At 45.1% G+C, this 14,535-nt stretch carries 16 protein-coding genes, 1 other RNA gene and 2 pseudogenes; 13 read left to right on the plus strand and 6 right to left on the minus strand.

All coding sequences use genetic code 11. The annotated features are described in order from the left end of the window. The first annotated feature begins 101 nt into the window (after window positions 1-101). The 3 genes from smpB (at window position 102) to JFY74_16860 (ending at window position 2,429) form a co-directional block, all read left to right on the plus strand. Complete coding sequence (gene smpB / locus JFY74_16850) at window positions 102-584, plus strand: SsrA-binding protein SmpB (protein ID QQG27723.1); 483 nt, start codon at window positions 102-104, stop codon at window positions 582-584. Between the two features lie 50 nt (window positions 585-634). Beyond that, window positions 635-997: a transfer-messenger RNA gene (ssrA, locus tag JFY74_16855) on the plus strand. Window positions 998-1,187: 190 nt separating this feature from the next. Then, a complete protein-coding gene (locus tag JFY74_16860) occupies window positions 1,188-2,429 on the plus strand; it encodes a tyrosine-type recombinase/integrase (GenBank protein QQG27724.1) in 1,242 nt (413 codons plus the stop codon). A 68-nt stretch (window positions 2,430-2,497) separates the two neighbouring features. Here JFY74_16860 and JFY74_16865 read toward each other — a convergent pair whose 3' ends face one another. Together JFY74_16865 and JFY74_16870 are read right to left on the minus strand one after the other, a co-directional pair. Next, window positions 2,498-2,764: a helix-turn-helix transcriptional regulator gene (locus JFY74_16865; GenBank protein ID QQG27725.1), complete on the minus strand. Its 267-nt coding sequence runs from the start codon at window positions 2,762-2,764 to the stop codon at window positions 2,498-2,500. A gap of 107 nt (window positions 2,765-2,871) precedes the next feature. Beyond that, on the minus strand, window positions 2,872-3,153 hold the full coding sequence (locus JFY74_16870) for a helix-turn-helix transcriptional regulator (GenBank protein ID QQG27726.1): 282 nt from the start codon (window positions 3,151-3,153) through the stop codon (window positions 2,872-2,874). 155 nt (window positions 3,154-3,308) lie between these two features. Here JFY74_16870 and JFY74_16875 point away from each other — a divergent pair, with 155 nt between their 5' ends. Next, window positions 3,309-3,554, plus strand: a complete 246-nt coding sequence (locus JFY74_16875) for a helix-turn-helix domain-containing protein (protein ID QQG27727.1) — start codon at window positions 3,309-3,311, stop codon at window positions 3,552-3,554. Between the two features lie 434 nt (window positions 3,555-3,988). Here the strand turns inward: JFY74_16875 and JFY74_16880 are convergent. After that, a protein-coding gene (locus JFY74_16880; protein ID QQG27728.1) for an IS3 family transposase occupies window positions 3,989-5,502 on the minus strand; the annotation gives its coding sequence in 2 pieces (ribosomal slippage) (window positions 3,989-5,055 and window positions 5,055-5,502; 1,515 coding nt in all). A 943-nt stretch (window positions 5,503-6,445) separates the two neighbouring features. Here JFY74_16880 and JFY74_16885 point away from each other — a divergent pair. From JFY74_16885 to JFY74_16895, 3 genes and pseudogenes are all read left to right on the plus strand, one after another. Further along, window positions 6,446-7,381: a retron St85 family effector protein gene (locus JFY74_16885; protein ID QQG27729.1), complete on the plus strand. Its 936-nt coding sequence runs from the start codon at window positions 6,446-6,448 to the stop codon at window positions 7,379-7,381. Next, on the plus strand, window positions 7,371-8,282 hold the full coding sequence (locus JFY74_16890) for a retron St85 family RNA-directed DNA polymerase (protein ID QQG27730.1): 912 nt from the start codon (window positions 7,371-7,373) through the stop codon (window positions 8,280-8,282). The genes JFY74_16885 and JFY74_16890 overlap by 11 nt, the downstream gene beginning before the upstream one ends. A 624-nt stretch (window positions 8,283-8,906) precedes the next feature. Beyond that, a pseudogene (locus JFY74_16895) lies at window positions 8,907-9,053 on the plus strand (integrase). 525 nt (window positions 9,054-9,578) lie between these two features. On the opposite strand, the gene JFY74_16900 reads toward JFY74_16895, so the two are convergent. Continuing rightward, window positions 9,579-10,787: an MFS transporter gene (locus tag JFY74_16900; protein QQG27731.1), complete on the minus strand. Its 1,209-nt coding sequence runs from the start codon at window positions 10,785-10,787 to the stop codon at window positions 9,579-9,581. A 103-nt stretch (window positions 10,788-10,890) separates the two neighbouring features. On the opposite strand from JFY74_16900, the gene JFY74_16905 reads away from it, so the two are divergent. From JFY74_16905 to JFY74_16920, 4 genes are all read left to right on the plus strand, one after another. After that, window positions 10,891-11,808, plus strand: a complete 918-nt coding sequence (locus JFY74_16905; protein QQG27732.1) for a LysR family transcriptional regulator — start codon at window positions 10,891-10,893, stop codon at window positions 11,806-11,808. Window positions 11,809-12,014: 206 nt separating this feature from the next. Next, complete coding sequence (locus JFY74_16910; protein ID QQG27733.1) at window positions 12,015-12,260, plus strand: CopG family ribbon-helix-helix protein; 246 nt, start codon at window positions 12,015-12,017, stop codon at window positions 12,258-12,260. Further along, the gene (locus tag JFY74_16915) at window positions 12,250-12,534 is read left to right on the plus strand and encodes a type II toxin-antitoxin system RelE/ParE family toxin (protein QQG27734.1); all 285 of its coding nucleotides are present in this window, start codon (window positions 12,250-12,252) and stop codon (window positions 12,532-12,534) included. Before JFY74_16910 ends, JFY74_16915 begins: the two co-directional genes overlap by 11 nt. A gap of 58 nt (window positions 12,535-12,592) precedes the next feature. Beyond that, window positions 12,593-12,952 (plus strand): hypothetical protein, encoded by a 360-nt coding sequence (locus JFY74_16920; GenBank protein QQG27735.1) that lies wholly within the window; start codon window positions 12,593-12,595, stop codon window positions 12,950-12,952. A 142-nt stretch (window positions 12,953-13,094) separates the two neighbouring features. On the opposite strand, the gene JFY74_16925 is transcribed toward JFY74_16920, so the two are convergent. After that, on the minus strand, window positions 13,095-13,448 hold the full coding sequence (locus JFY74_16925; GenBank protein ID QQG27736.1) for a DUF1493 family protein: 354 nt from the start codon (window positions 13,446-13,448) through the stop codon (window positions 13,095-13,097). Further along, window positions 13,433-13,903: a hypothetical protein gene (locus JFY74_16930; protein QQG27737.1), complete on the minus strand. Its 471-nt coding sequence runs from the start codon at window positions 13,901-13,903 to the stop codon at window positions 13,433-13,435. The genes JFY74_16925 and JFY74_16930 overlap by 16 nt, the downstream gene beginning before the upstream one ends. 129 nt (window positions 13,904-14,032) lie before the next feature. Here JFY74_16930 and JFY74_16935 point away from each other — a divergent pair, with 129 nt between their 5' ends. Beyond that, window positions 14,033-14,284 (plus strand): prevent-host-death protein, encoded by a 252-nt coding sequence (locus tag JFY74_16935; protein ID QQG27738.1) that lies wholly within the window; start codon window positions 14,033-14,035, stop codon window positions 14,282-14,284. Next, window positions 14,274-14,429 (plus strand): annotated as a pseudogene (locus tag JFY74_16940) (type II toxin-antitoxin system mRNA interferase toxin, RelE/StbE family). The gene JFY74_16935 and the pseudogene JFY74_16940 overlap by 11 nt, the downstream one beginning before the upstream one ends. Window positions 14,430-14,535 lie beyond the last annotated feature (106 nt).

Below are 14,535 nucleotides of genomic sequence, written 5' to 3' on the forward strand. Positions count from 1 at the left end.
GACAAAAATTCTGCGAAGCTTATCGCACGATATCATTAACCACGACACGGACGCACGGCGGGGATTTCATTCCCAATGACATCCAGTATAATGACGGCACTATGACAAAGAAAAAAGCATACAAACCCGGTTCCGCCACCATTGCGCAGAACAAGCGCGCCCGTCACGAATACTTCATTGAGGAAGAATTTGAGGCCGGCCTTGCGCTGCAAGGATGGGAAGTCAAATCACTGCGCGCAGGCAAAGCAAACCTCAGCGACAGCTATGTCACCTTCATGAACGGTGAAGCTTACCTGTTTGGCGCAACGATCACGCCGCTGAATGTGGCTTCATCACACGTTGTGTGCGATCCCATACGCACGCGAAAACTCCTGCTCAACAAACGCGAGCTGGATTCGCTGTTTGGCCGCGTCAGTCGCGATGGCTATACGGTCGTTGCGCTGTCCATGTATTGGAAAAACGCCTGGAGCAAAGTCAAAATTGGCGTGGCGAAAGGTAAAAAAGATCACGACAAGCGTGATGACATCAAAGAACGTGAATGGAAGTTAGACAAAGCCCGTATCATGAAGAACGCCAATCGCTAAGCCACTGGCTTAACGGCGGTAAGTTCTGGTATACTGGCGACAGTTTCTTGGGGGCTGATTCTGGATTCGACGGGATTTGCAAAGCCCAAGGTGCATGCCGAGGGGCGGTTTGCCTCGTAAAAAGCCGCAAAAAAATAGTCGCAAACGACGAAAACTACGCTTTAGCAGCTTAATAACCTGCTTTGAGCCCTCTCTCCCTAGCCTCCGCTCTTAGGACGGGGATCAAGAGAGGTCAAACCCAAAAGAGATCGTGTGGATGCCTTGCCTGGGGTTGAAGCACTAAATCTAATCAGGCTAGTTTGTTAGTGGCGTGTCTATTCGCAGCTGGCAAGCGAATGTAAAGATAGACTAAGCATGTAGTACCGACGGTAGAGTGGTTCCGGACGGGGGTTCAAATCCCCCCAGCTCCACCAATTTAGACATCGGGTATTACCAGATAAGTCCGATGAAGTACGAAAAGCCCGCATGGCGCAAGCCCCGCGGGCTTTTTTGTGTCCTTAGACATCTTCGAATGTCTTGTGACTTCCGGTGCCTTTAGGTACCTTGTTAGGTACCCAGCAGCTAGGTACCTAACTATCGGGTACCTAAATCGTAGAGGTACCTATGGCTCGTCTGACAAAACCGCTCACGGATACAGAGATAAAAACCGCCAAGCCTAAAGAAGTAGATTACACGCTACATGATGGTGAAGGCCTGCAAGTGCTGATCAAAACCAACGGTAAGAAAGTCTGGCAATACCGCTATTTTCGCCCTTTCACCCAAAAACGAGCCAAACTTACGTTTGGCCCTTATCCCGAAATTACCCTAGCCGATGCTCGGCAACGTCGCCGCGAAGCTCGAACCCTTCTGACAAAAGATATCGATCCTTACGAACACCAACATTCCCTACGCAAGCAAGCACTGGAAGCCAAATCCAACCCCTTTAAAATTGTTGCTGAACAATGGCTACAGTTAAAAAAGAGCAGCATCACCGCTGACTATGCCTCAGATATTTGGCGCTCACTCGAAAAGGATATCTTTCCTGCCATCGGTGAAATGAGTATTACAGACATTAAAGCACGTACCTTGGTGCAGGCTATCCAACCTGTACAAGCCAGAGGCGCACTGGAAACAGTAAGGCGCTTATGTCAGCGGATTAATGAGGTGATGATCTATGCCATGAACGTTGGTTTGATTGATGCCGCTCCCAGCGTCAACATCAGCAAAGCATTCGAGAAACCGCAGAAAAAACACATGCCCAGCATCCGACCGGATCAACTACCGCAACTGATGCAAACGATGCGGCTGGCAAATATCGAGTTACCAACCCGCTGTCTGTTTATGTGGCAACTTCTCACCCTTACCCGTCCTGCTGAAGCGTCCGATACACGCTGGCAAGAGATCGATCTGGACGCTAGGGAATGGCGTATTCCAGCAGAACGCATGAAAATGAAGCGGGTACATATCGTTCCACTTTCAGAACAGGCATTAGCTATTCTGGAACTTATGCGGCCTTTAAGCAGCCATCGGGAATATGTGTTTCCCAGCCGTATTAAGCCGTTACAGCCAATGAATAGTCAGACAGTCAATGCCGCACTAAAACGTGCTGGCTTGGGCGGCATTCTGGTATCACACGGAATGCGCTCAATTGCCAGCACTGCACTCAATGAGCAAGGCTTCCTGCCCGATGTTATCGAAGCCGCTCTCGCCCATGTGGATAAGAATGAAGTACGCCGAGCCTATAATCGCAGCGACTACCTTGAACAACGCCGCCCAATGATGCAATGGTGGGCCGACTTTGTGAAAGCGGCGGATAATGGCAGCGTGCTGGAAGGCGGAATCCGGGGACTGAAGGCGATTGGGTGATAATATGAAGCCGTGTTTTTCTCCGATTTCACACCATAAGCAAGTGATGGTGTGAAATCGGAGACGTGTTATTTTTCTTTGCGACGAACTCGATCAAGGTACAAATTCAGCACATCTTCCGCAAACTCATCGTCAACAATGTAAAAGTAGCACTCCGGTACATTGAGCACACGGGCAAATTCGCAGACGAGTTCAAACGTGGGTTTATGCGTGCCATTTTCATAATGAGACAGCCGTGAATAGGCGGTCGCCTCTTCGATACCAGCCAGTACACCAAGCTTCTCCTGCGTGAGATTCGCTCTTAATCTGGCTGCCTTCAAACGCTTAGGAATCATTCAGTTATTACCGGCAGTTGATGTATTGCGATAATCTTTAGCATTCCTCAATATGAATTTTCTTTAGAGTTTATAAAGATGATTGCGAACTTCGTGCCGTTTACTATTTATCTGCCATTTGGTGTGCGTTGCCACTGAACGGTATCACCGACATACAACTTCAGAAGCGCCTCGGCAAAGTCATCGTCCACCGTGTAGAAATAGCTCTCCGGTACGTTCAATGCGTGCGCAAAAGCACAAGCCGTTTTAAACGACGGCGTATGCGTTCCACTCTCATACTGTGAGAGACGGGAATAGGCCGTCTCTTCTCCAATGCCAGCTAATACGCCAAGCTGCTCTTGCGTCAGATTAGCCCGTAACCTCGCATTTTTAAGACGTTCAGGGATCATAAGGATCTGCCACTGGTGACTAAGTTGACAGCATCTTTAGCATTCCTTAAGATTCATTATCTTTAGAGTTACTAAAGATGAAGCAAGCACGGGCAGAACCAGAAGAGAATTCTTCTCTGGCTCTATCTATAAGCCATAACCATGGGTAACTTCCGATGATTGAACAAGACTGGCATCCGGCAGATATCATCGCTGGTTTAAGAAAAAGAGGTACAACGCTGGCAGAGGTTTCCAGAGAGGCGGGACTCGCATCGTCCACACTGGCAAACGCACTAACACGACATTGGCCTAAAGGAGAACGCTTAATTGCCGAAGCCTTGCATAGACGTCCTGAAGAGATCTGGCCTTCGCGGTATAACAATGGGCAGCACAGGAAATACAGAAATGGAATTTCAGATTAGAGGATGATAATAATCGCGAAGATTACCCTGCCGTTCTGCTGCATATAACGGCAGGCTCTTTGTTGTATGTAATAAAAGAACTCACCACATAGTAAATACAATCATCCCACACGAAAAAGCTGGGCAGTATCTGGGTAGGTCTGGCACAGAACGTAACGATTTTAGGCTTTTTAATTCATGCACCCAGCATGGATTAAAAAGTGGCGTAAGGCGAGTAAATTCAATTTCGCAGAAATGGCTAATTTGCGTCGCCCGAACCCACTGGCGAGCGTTCACCCCAAGTGAATCGAGCTGGTCGGGGGGAGCCGAATAAATTTTGCCGCCCCAGCGAGCAAAAAGACGCGCCCACGCGTCGGTTTATTTGGGGGGCGTTAGCCCCGCACACCGTCGCCGCTAAGCGGTAAGTGTCAAGGTAGTTGGCACCCTTGGTTAATTTAAGCCGCCTGTTTTTCCCGTTCCGGATTCAACGTTACCGGGCCTTCCGGCTGCCAGTTTCTTGTCTTCCCTGACCAGCGCTCAGGATGCGCTTTCTGTGCCTGACTATACAGTTCATCCCGCTGGGTCAGCAGAGCTCTGTCTTCACCACGATGTCGTTCTGCCGGCGTCACATAGCGTATTCCACTGTGACGATGCTCTTCGTTATACCAGCGGATAAATTGATTCACCCAGTGACGGGCATCCTCCAGCCTTCGGAACCCTGATGACGGCCACTGTGGGACATATTTCAGCGTCCGGAACAGCGACTCTGCATACGCATTATCATTACTGACTCGCGGTCTGCTGTGAGACGCTGTGATATTCAGTTCATGTAGTTTCATCCGCAGCGTCTGCGATTTCATCGCCGCACCATTATCAGCATGTAACACCAGGGGCTGACGCCAGCAGCCTTCCCGTATCACGCTACGTTGCATCAGTGCCGCTGCCTGTTCACCACTTTCCGTCTCATACACCTCATAACCGGTGATTTTTCGGCTGTACAGGTCGAGTATCATATACAGATAAAACCAGCGACCACGCACTACAGAGGGTAGCCAGGTGATGTCCCACGACCACACCTGACAAGGCCCAGACGCTATAAAGGTTGTCGGTGCTGATACCTTCTGCTGCCGTGCCTGACGTCCTCTGCGATGGACTTCACCTGAGCGACGCAACACCCGATAGAATGTTGACTCACTGGCCAGGTAAATACCCCTGTCGGCCAGACGCGGCACGATTTGTGAGGGGGGAAGGCTGGCATATTCCGGTTCATGACAGACACCCCGTATCCGGTTTTCTTCCTCCGGACTCAGCCGATTAAACGGCACGGGTCTTACCGCCTCAGCTCGCCGGTCACGGGGAAAGTACTGCCAGCGTCGCCAGGTACGCAGGCTGATGTTGACTTCACGGCAGGCAATGGCCAGTCGCGCTCCCGAGGTTACCGCTTCATTTATCCAGAGAATAAACTGCTGTCGCTCACCTTCAGGTGTCAGTCGTCCCCGTCGGTTTCCCCGTAGTAGTCTGTGAGCTTTTTTCGCAATACCAGTATGGCTGCCGCCTCCGCAAGGGCTTTTTCTTTACGGAGAAGTTCTCTCTTTAGCTGTTTGTTTTCTTTCTGACTCTGCTTGAGGGCTGCTTTATCATCGGGATTTTCAGTCTGCATAAAACCTTGTTTCCAATGAACAAGTTGCTCCGGGTAGAGTCCTTTCTTACGGCAGTATTCCGCGATTTCTGCCTCACTGAGTGTGGCGGTTTCGACTATCACGGCAAAGCGCGCATCTGCTGACCACTGGTCTGTTGTTTTCTCTGCTCTGGGCACGGGTTTTCCCTCTGATCTAGCCTGATTTCGCCAGTTATAGAGGGTAGCTTCGGATATTCCTTCCATCTGTGCAACAGCAGCCACGGTCATATTGTAGGGCGGCAGCAGTTTTGCCAGTATTCCGGATTTTCGTTCAGGGGAAATACGTTTCATTTGTCACTCCATCACCCTCGCGTTTATTTTCAGAGGGGGTGACAACTATGCTGACACTGAGGGTAAGTCTCCGGCCATAAGCCGGTAGCGTGGCGCGACCAACCCATTTAAAGCTGAGTTTCCCGTTATTTCGCACCGAGCCTGCGAGGAAGAGAAATAACAGGCTAAACGCGCGTCTTAAAGGGGTTGGTCGCGCGTAGCGCGTGACGGTGTGCCGCCGTTGACCTTGGGGGTTTTGGCGTGGCGTCCAGCCGCGACATTACCCCCATGAGCCAGGCAATAAGGGCGTCCAGCCCGCATGAACTGGCGCACGCCGTTCGTGCCGGAAAGCATACCTTCCGGCACATGGTCGTAAAGCGACTACGTTCTTTCGCCCCATGTTCTCGCCTCATCCGTTCGCCCTATACTATGGGGCGAGAACATGGGACGACATGATGAGGCGAGAGGTAGCCATAATGAAGTGGTAAAATTGAAAAGAGATTCACTTCACTGTCTTCGGTAATTAATGGTCTACATTCCTACCTAGATAATTGCTATTGCTACAGTAAAGAGTGTTTTGAGACATATGTTTGCCATATATAAATTTCTATGCTCCAGAATGAATTTCTATGGTATAGAAATTCATTCTGGAGCCAACAAGCGTAGCGCGTTAGTAGCTTCATAAAGAAATTTTGGCGCAGTGTAAGTCTAGCTTCTGGTGCAACGCATCATTGGATACGTTGATTAACTGGATTCTAATTTCTCTTCCAATAACTAATTTTTAGTGTTACTTTTAAAACACCCTTAGTCTGGAAGTGCTTATTGCATTTCTTGCGGTTGGTGCTTAGCCGACCCGATTATATTGTTTGGTTTCTCGTCGCAAGATCGAGCCGCGTCACGAGGATCTCATCCTCGAGCCACGTCTCGAGCTCACGCCTCGTAACCTATGTAAGGGCAATTATTTATGTGGTTTAGGCATCCAAAATACCTTAACGCAAGAAAAGATTTCATTAAAAACTTCTCACCTAGCGAGCTGAATCAATTAAATTATTCGTTACCTAAAATTCTTTTCATATGTGGCGGGGAAGATAAAACCTGTAAGAATAGAGGATTTCTTGAGCATTATATAAAAAGACATCATAAAGAGTATTTAACTTTCCGAGCGGAACTTGCATGGGAAGTGATTAGCTCCAATGATAAAGGTAAAAATGTTAATGCATTAGCATTAGAAGAGTGGTTAGCTGATATTTCAGATATCGTTATTATATTAGTAGAAAGCTTTGGCACAGTAGCGGAATTAGGTGCTTTTTCTTTAAGCCCTAGCCTAAGAAAAAAATTACTTCCTATTTTGGATCGACAATTTGAAAGGCATGCATCATTTATAAACACTGGTCCAGTAATGTGGATCAACAATGACTCAAAATTTAGCCCCACAATATATACTGATTTCAAAACTATACTAACGTGTATACCACAAATTAATGATAGATTGAACAGACAAATTAAATCCTCTGTATCAAGAAACAACCTTCATGGTATATATAATTACTCACCTAAAGTTTTACTATTTTTCCTTTTGTTCGTCATTGCATCGCTTGGCCCTATAGGGGAAAAAGAAATATCTAACATTTCATTAGAGATAATAAAGTTACGCGATGGAAATAAAAAAAATATCAGTTTTATGTTATCGCTTGGGATTGCTCTAGGATTATTTAAGAAAACACAAATCGATGAAAAAAATTATTACTCTTGTGTTGATTTCGATAAGTTCTTTAATCATGAGTCCACGAAAAAAATGTTAGTTAAAATCCTTCGAGGGAGAGCCAGAGCTCTTTCTGATTTAATCATGATTCCTTCATTTAAAAAAGAACTAAGTAAGGTTATGAAAAATGCTGATTGAACATCTTTCGGAAAACTTGATATTAACAAAGCAGTTCATACTTAATCTTGCAGATAGTTCTAGCGATTGCTATAACAAATTCAGTGTTCCTAAAAAAAACGGCGGTACAAGGGTAATCTATCAACCAAATAAAGAGTTAAAGTTACTTCAAAGAGTATTGCATGACGATTTTCTAACAAAAATGCCTGTTCACAATGCCTGTACTGCTTATCGAAATGGGTCAACAGTAAAATTAAATGCAGAATTGCATAAAGATAATAAATATTTACTTAGATTGGATTTTGTTAATTTTTTCAAATCTATTACACACAATGACATATTCCTTTATTTACAAGAAAATAAATTATCTTCTACTTGGATAGATGACGACACGGAACTTTTTTTGAAGCTAGTTTGTTATAAAGGACGATTGACTATGGGAGCTGTAACATCTCCTATGCTTTCTAATTTAGTATGTGAAAAACTCGATAGAGCAATAGAAGGAATATGTAATCATGATGCTTTAACGTATAGCAGGTATGCAGATGACATTTACCTTTCAACGAATACCCCAAACATATTAAACCAAGTGCCCAAAAAAGTTATAGCTGTCTTAAGAAACTTAGAATACCCAAAAAACTTAATCATAAACACATCTAAAACCTTACATTCATCTCAAAAGAGAAGAATGTTGGTAACGGGTCTAACTATAACTAATCAAGGAAACATATCAATCGGCAGAGATAAAAAGAGAGAGATTCGTAGTTTAATACATAAATGGGAGACGTTGCCAACCGATAAAAGAAAATATCTTCAAGGATATTTATCATACTGCGCAAGCGTTGAGCCTTTATTCATAAACTCACTTTGTGAAAAATATAGTGCAAAAATAATTAGAAAAATTCAATCATATAAATTCTAAAATCAATATAACTTCACTAAGAAAACATTTAAATTATATCAAATAAATTGCCGCCTCTGCTTAGAAATTACCATCAAGAAGGCAGTAGCTAGACTGAATCATAGAATATCACCTGCTAGCTATCTATGGACAAACTCCAAAGTGGCACAAGCATTTAAATTATCTTAACCAATCGGCGAAAATCAAAAAAAATATTATCAATAACTTAAATAAAATTCAATATCTGGTATTTCACTGAAACACTAACGCTCAGGCCACGCCTGTAAAATTGTATTATCTTTTGTACTACTGTTCCTGCTCATGAGGATTTATGACCATGTCTAACACACTCTAATAAAGGGTTTAATAATTTCGTTTAGGCCCACCATTAGGACCATATGGAAAATTTATCTGACTATTAGTTCATTTAAATCATTAAGATAAATAATAAATTCAACTCCCCCCAGCCATTCGTATCCGGCAAGTATCGTTTACTACCGGAAACACCATGAAAACCCGCATTCTCACTGAGTTTGCGGGTTTTTTATTGCCTGTTATCTATCGGTATACCCCGTTTACAGCCTGAAATTTTAGTTATACGCTTAGTTATACCGTCCCATATAACTACAAAAGCGTATAACTACGATGGCTCGTATAACTACACCACTGAGCAATACCGAGATCAAAGCCGCCAAACCTGCCGAGAAGGAATACACGCTACAGGATGGGGATGGGGATGGGTTGTATCTGCTGGTGAAATCGAGCGGATCTAAAATCTGGCGATTTAACTATTCTGGCTGGCTTGATGAACCGACTTTCACACCGCGTGAACCTACCCCTAGGTCGGTTCAATTCTGAAAATAATTATTTTACCTATCAATCAGTTGACTGCGTGAACCGACTGAACCTACCGAACCGACCCACTTTTGCTTATCTATAAGAATTTGCGCACACAAAAATCATGATGGGTTAAACCATTGCCAGCAAGAAAGCACGCAAAACGACACTGAGCGGGTACGGAAAAATTCGCAGTTTAGTTCGCAATTTGGTACGCAGTTGTGCACATTGCTGTGCGAACTGCGTACCTCGCTGAAACCCGCGCCACGCCTCATTTTATTCAATTTGAAATCAATTTTTTGGTCGGTACACATGTATCGAAATGCTATGGTTTTTGGCGATGTCGGCACGGCGGGGAATGGTATGGGGAGCGTGCTTGAAATGGTAGATTAGGGACGGTTTCGATCTATAGCCGAGTAAAACACTGCTGGAGATCGGCTAAACTCGACGGTCTGCTATGTGCCAACAGCGGACGTTATGCTAATCATTGATGAGATGATTCGGTTGGAGCGTACGCTTAGCCAGTTTCTTTTTCAGAATGATAACCATGATTGGGAACCCTGATGCGGAAATTGCACATACCCCCAGCAACGTGTTCATATTTTGTGGTGCTATGGCGTGCCCAGGTAATAGAAAAGCTGACAGAAAAAATGCGACCGTTGTGATCATGTACATTATTGATGACTGCAATGAAGAGAATCCCGCTCGTTGCCTGTCATCAGGAAACTGAATGGTCAGCGCCGAGGAGGAAACCAGACGACTGTATGATGCACCGAGAAATACAGTAATAAATAACCCCGCATGCGGATAGCCCAGAATGGGTATTAGCAAACTCACTATAAAGACGATGGTTGACCCTGTAGCCAGAACCAAAGCAGAGAAACGGGAAGTTAACGCGCCTGTCATTTTTGTTGACAGGTATCCTGCAATGCCCCCGGCGAAAAACAGCCATGGCAGCAGGTCTTGAGAGGCGCCCAGCAGTTGGGTCATTAATGGTACCAGAACAGGAATGATCAGCATCGGGCTAAATTGTACCAGCGCATTACTGGAAGCGAACAGCAAAGTATTAACGTCGAGTGGCAGTGCGTGGGGTGTGTCGAAAGAGAGTGGATCCGGAGGGATGATGGAAACAATCAGTGGCAATGCCAACAAACACAGCGTACTGATAAACCACAAAGCGACATGCCAGCCGTAATGAGCACACAAAAATAGTATCGCGGGCATTCCGACAATGCTTACCATCGAAAATGATGCAATGACCGTCGCCAACATTTTTCCGCGCAAGTTAGCCGGTGCGAGATTTATCAATATACTGATACCCACCCCCATTGTTGTGCCTCCTACCAGTCCTGCGCAGAATCGTAATGCAAGCAGAAGACTAAAACTGGAGGTGAATGTCGTCAAAAATGTCAGTATCCCCAGGAGTGCCATATTGACGAAGAGAAAACGTTTCTTATTGAAACGACCAATCCAGTAAAAGGCGATAATTCCCGAGAGGACTGCCCCGGAGGTGTACATGCCGGATACGTAGCCTGAGAATGATACGGGAACGACGAAGTCTGCTGCCATAAAAGCAAAAACAGGGTTGAACATCATATATTCCAGTGCATTCGTGAACTGGATAAAAGCCATGACAACCGCTATCCGGATGAGGGCTTTATGATTAAACGTTGTTGTGACCAGTGACATAGCAAGCGACCTGTGGATGAAAGATATCTGAGTTTAACTGCTATCAATTCGGTTCATTAGATGGTAAAACTGACACTTATTGTTATCATTTATGGGATAGTTTATGCGGCCAGCTCTTGATTTTAATACCCTGAAAGTTTTCATTGCGGTGGTTGAAAGAGACAGTTTTGTTGGGGCATCGAAAATCCTTGAAATGCCGACATCAAACGTGAGTCGTTGTATTTCTCAGTTAGAAGACAGACTGAATCTTCAGCTTATTGAGCGCAACACCCGACATATGAAACTCACCCAGGCGGGACACCTGCTCTATACCCGGGCGAAGCCATTACTGGAAGCGCTTGAGCAGACTGAAACAGAATTAACGTTGCGGCAAATGCAGCTCAAGGGGCCACTACGTATCTGTATTCCCAATGAAATAGGTCCTGCACTGCTGGGTTCTGTGGTTGCCGATTTTGCCTGCCAGCACCCGGATCTGGAAATTAGCTGTGTCACAAATTTGTCTGGTTTTGAATCCCTGCGAGACGATCTGGATTTAGCTATCATTGTGAGCCGTGGCCAACTGGATGACAGTGATTACATAGCCCGTCATCTGGTGACAATCCCTTGCACTATCGTTGCAGCCCCCTCCATCATTCAGCGTTATGGCATCCCTTCTCATATACAGCAATTTGAAGAATTACCCTGTATTACCACGGTAAATGCACTTAAAGGTGCTCCCTGGCAGTTTATGAATAAAAAGGGGGGATTCGAGACGATTAAGGTTAAAGGCCATTACAGGGTAAACAGCGGAGAGATGGCAGGACGCGCGGCGGTAGCGGGTGTTGGTTTCGCCATTCTTTCGAAACAGGCCTGCCAACCCTACATCGACGATGGACGGCTGATCGAGATTAAGTTTGAACAACCGCCAGCCCCACTTCAATTGTTCGCACTTTATTCTGACAGGCGTTATTTGCCAGCTAAAACGCGAGCACTCATTGATTACATACAGCAGAATTTGAGCAATACATCCTTAGCAACCTAAGGCTACATTAAACAGCCACAGAGAGTCCTGGTGTTACACTAGTCTCTAAATGCACAATGTCTGCTACTCACTCTTAACAGACGATCAGCGATTAACTCACACCAGCACAGAGAACGACATTCCAGCTACCACTGAGTAGCCACTTGCCTCTCTCTTCCCACCCCACTACAATGTATACAAAACATACAACGTAGTGAGGTGAGAATATGGGCGTCATGTCCGTTCGCTTAAATGATGAAACAACCGCGCAACTTGATGCGCTGGCTAAAGCTACAGGGCGTACCCGCTCTTTTCTGGCTGGACAAGCCATTGAAGATTATCTTGCGCGGGAAGCCTGGCAGATAGCAGAGATTGAGCAGGCCATTAAAGAAGCCGATGCGGGCGATTTTGTCTCATCAGATGAGATAAACAATCTATTTAAAAAGCTAGGAACGGCAAGACATGGAAATTAAATGGCTGCGTAAAGCTGCGGCCAATTTAGAAGCCGAATACCTCTATATCGCGCAAGACGATCCACAGGCTGCCAGCCAGTTCGTAGATGAAGTCCAAAGATTAACGGAATTACTACCGCAACAGCCAGCAATAGGAAGGCCAGGCCGTGTGCCAGGAACGCGTGAGCTGGTGTTAACGCATTATCCCTACATCATCCCCTACCGTGTGAAAGATAATATGTTCCAGATTCTGCGCGTCTTTCATACGCACAGACGTTTACCATCAAAATGGTGAATAACCACTTTCATGAATTTTAACGAACGCACATCCACCGGCTGACAGCTACACAACGATGAAAGACGACAAAAAACATAGCCAACAATCAAGATCGTCCGGCTGGGGCGGGAAACGTACTGGTGCGGGCGCTCCCGTTGGTAACACCAATGCGGTGAAACATGGGGAACACAGCCGCCAGGCATTCTTTCCTTTGGCTGGTGATAATGGGCGATTCACGCAGTTGCAATTGCTACGAGTAAGAAACCTACTACTTGCTGAACGTGTAGGCGAGTTGATGCACAGATCTCTTTCTTTGGGTACAACCGAGTGGCGCGAGTTTATGTTGCTAGATGGGATTCTATGGCAACACACCCGAAAAATGATGGTGTTGGAGCGTCGTAAAGCAAAATTAAATTTACATCGCACCCAGCACTAAAAACCAGCACATCAAACGAGACTCTATCACCATACGAAGACTATTTTTTAGAGTGACTTTTTGTTTTAGTTATACGTTTAGTTATATGAACAAAAATAACAAAACTTTAAAATAAATTAAAACATACACTTATGGCTAAAATTCAATTTCCCCCAGGGTATAACCATTTCCCTGCTTTAGCTGACTCAATAATCATCCCGACAGTGAGCGGTTTTAACGCTTTCGATAGTGGTTTCTTTTGCCAGATTGGATACTCATATTCAAAATAATTTCTTCCATCAAAGTTTGAATGCTCAATATTAAAATGTCCGAATACATCAAGAAGGAAATCGTGAGCATCCTCTGGTAGAAACTGATAATCATCCTGTAACGTCCAGTCTTTAGTGACTTGTCTAATTCCGGATTTAAACCAATTTTTCCTAATCGGGTAACGTTCCATGAGATATTGAATAATCTCATTTTCGATATCTCTTTTGTTCATCAGAAATACGTCCATTCAATGCGGTCTTCTGGCCTAGCGATCAGGTTATACTGTCGACGGGTGTCCCTTGCTACCGATTGCATTATAGCAATCAATTGGACGTAGCCTATCCATGGAATATAACGACCAGCAAAAGAGGCAATTTTATTCGTTGGAACCATCTTCAATGTCGCAAGATTTTTTCCCATAGGCGTAAGTGGCCTTAGCCCATAAGGGAAACGTAAATCTCTGAGCAATGCTCGTGATACTTTGGAAGCAACACTCGTTCCGGGTGTTGCTGTGGCGGCAGATAGTTTTCCTGACACCTTTAGATAAGGTTGCCCTGAGAGGATCAGCGCCGCCGCTGTAATTTCCAAATCGGTACGAGAAGAAAAATTTTCAAGAAAGATCAGGTTAAATAACTCTCCGGCAGTTAAATTCCCATGCCCGTGATAGTAATACGTGCTATTAAGTTCCTCGGTAGTATCCATTAAACCTCCCTGTTTTTAATGTATTTTCAATATTATTTTATTTGGTGTCACATTTATACCGTGATGTTACTGCCTTTTTGGTTAAGCGCTAAATTCAGTATCAAATATCATACTTAAAAGGGGCTGATTATGTCCGTACAACCTATCCTTGCAAATGCAGCCGTGAGTATCAGCGACTTTAAAAAGTCCCCTAATGCCGCGCTTAAAGAAGCTAACGGCGAACCTGTAGCCGTGCTAACCAATGGCCGTATCTCTGGCTACTATGTTTCTCCTGAAACATGGGAAGCGCTGGCCGACTATCAGGAAGATATCGAACTCGCCAAAATTGCCCGTTCCCGGATGAAGGGGAAACATGTGAAGGTCGATCTGGATGAGTTATAAGCTGGAGTTTGAAGAGCACGCACTGAAAGAATTTAAGAAGCTGGGCGCGCCCGTGCGGGAGCAGTTCACCAAAAAACTGAAAGAGTTTTTACAAAATCCCCACGTTCCCGCCAATCATCTTCACGGAATGGCTGACTGCTACAAGAAGTTTATAAAGCAGCCAAAGACCGACTATAAGCGCGGACAGTTTTCAACTCGCGGCTATTTTGTTGTGCAACCTATCTATCAAGGTGATGAGTGGCTCATCATCT

This window comes from Pectobacterium carotovorum (assembly GCA_016415585.1).
GTDB classification, from domain to species: domain Bacteria; phylum Pseudomonadota; class Gammaproteobacteria; order Enterobacterales; family Enterobacteriaceae; genus Pectobacterium; species Pectobacterium carotovorum_K.

Bases quoted from the DNA above. Each gene is read 5' to 3' on its own strand.
- smpB (QQG27723.1), top strand. From the start codon at position 102: ATGACAAAGAAAAAAGCATACAAACCCGGTTCCGCCACCATTGCGCAG.
- JFY74_16860 (QQG27724.1), top strand. From the start codon at position 1,188: ATGGCTCGTCTGACAAAACCGCTCACGGATACAGAGATAAAAACCGCC.
- JFY74_16865 (QQG27725.1), bottom strand. From the start codon at position 2,764: ATGATTCCTAAGCGTTTGAAGGCAGCCAGATTAAGAGCGAATCTCACG.
- JFY74_16870 (QQG27726.1), bottom strand. From the start codon at position 3,153: ATGATCCCTGAACGTCTTAAAAATGCGAGGTTACGGGCTAATCTGACG.
- JFY74_16875 (QQG27727.1), top strand. From the start codon at position 3,309: ATGATTGAACAAGACTGGCATCCGGCAGATATCATCGCTGGTTTAAGA.
- JFY74_16885 (QQG27729.1), top strand. From the start codon at position 6,446: ATGTGGTTTAGGCATCCAAAATACCTTAACGCAAGAAAAGATTTCATT.
- JFY74_16890 (QQG27730.1), top strand. From the start codon at position 7,371: ATGCTGATTGAACATCTTTCGGAAAACTTGATATTAACAAAGCAGTTC.
- JFY74_16900 (QQG27731.1), bottom strand. From the start codon at position 10,787: ATGTCACTGGTCACAACAACGTTTAATCATAAAGCCCTCATCCGGATA.
- JFY74_16905 (QQG27732.1), top strand. From the start codon at position 10,891: ATGCGGCCAGCTCTTGATTTTAATACCCTGAAAGTTTTCATTGCGGTG.
- JFY74_16910 (QQG27733.1), top strand. From the start codon at position 12,015: ATGGGCGTCATGTCCGTTCGCTTAAATGATGAAACAACCGCGCAACTT.
- JFY74_16915 (QQG27734.1), top strand. From the start codon at position 12,250: ATGGAAATTAAATGGCTGCGTAAAGCTGCGGCCAATTTAGAAGCCGAA.
- JFY74_16920 (QQG27735.1), top strand. From the start codon at position 12,593: ATGAAAGACGACAAAAAACATAGCCAACAATCAAGATCGTCCGGCTGG.
- JFY74_16925 (QQG27736.1), bottom strand. From the start codon at position 13,448: ATGGACGTATTTCTGATGAACAAAAGAGATATCGAAAATGAGATTATT.
- JFY74_16930 (QQG27737.1), bottom strand. From the start codon at position 13,903: ATGGATACTACCGAGGAACTTAATAGCACGTATTACTATCACGGGCAT.
- JFY74_16935 (QQG27738.1), top strand. From the start codon at position 14,033: ATGTCCGTACAACCTATCCTTGCAAATGCAGCCGTGAGTATCAGCGAC.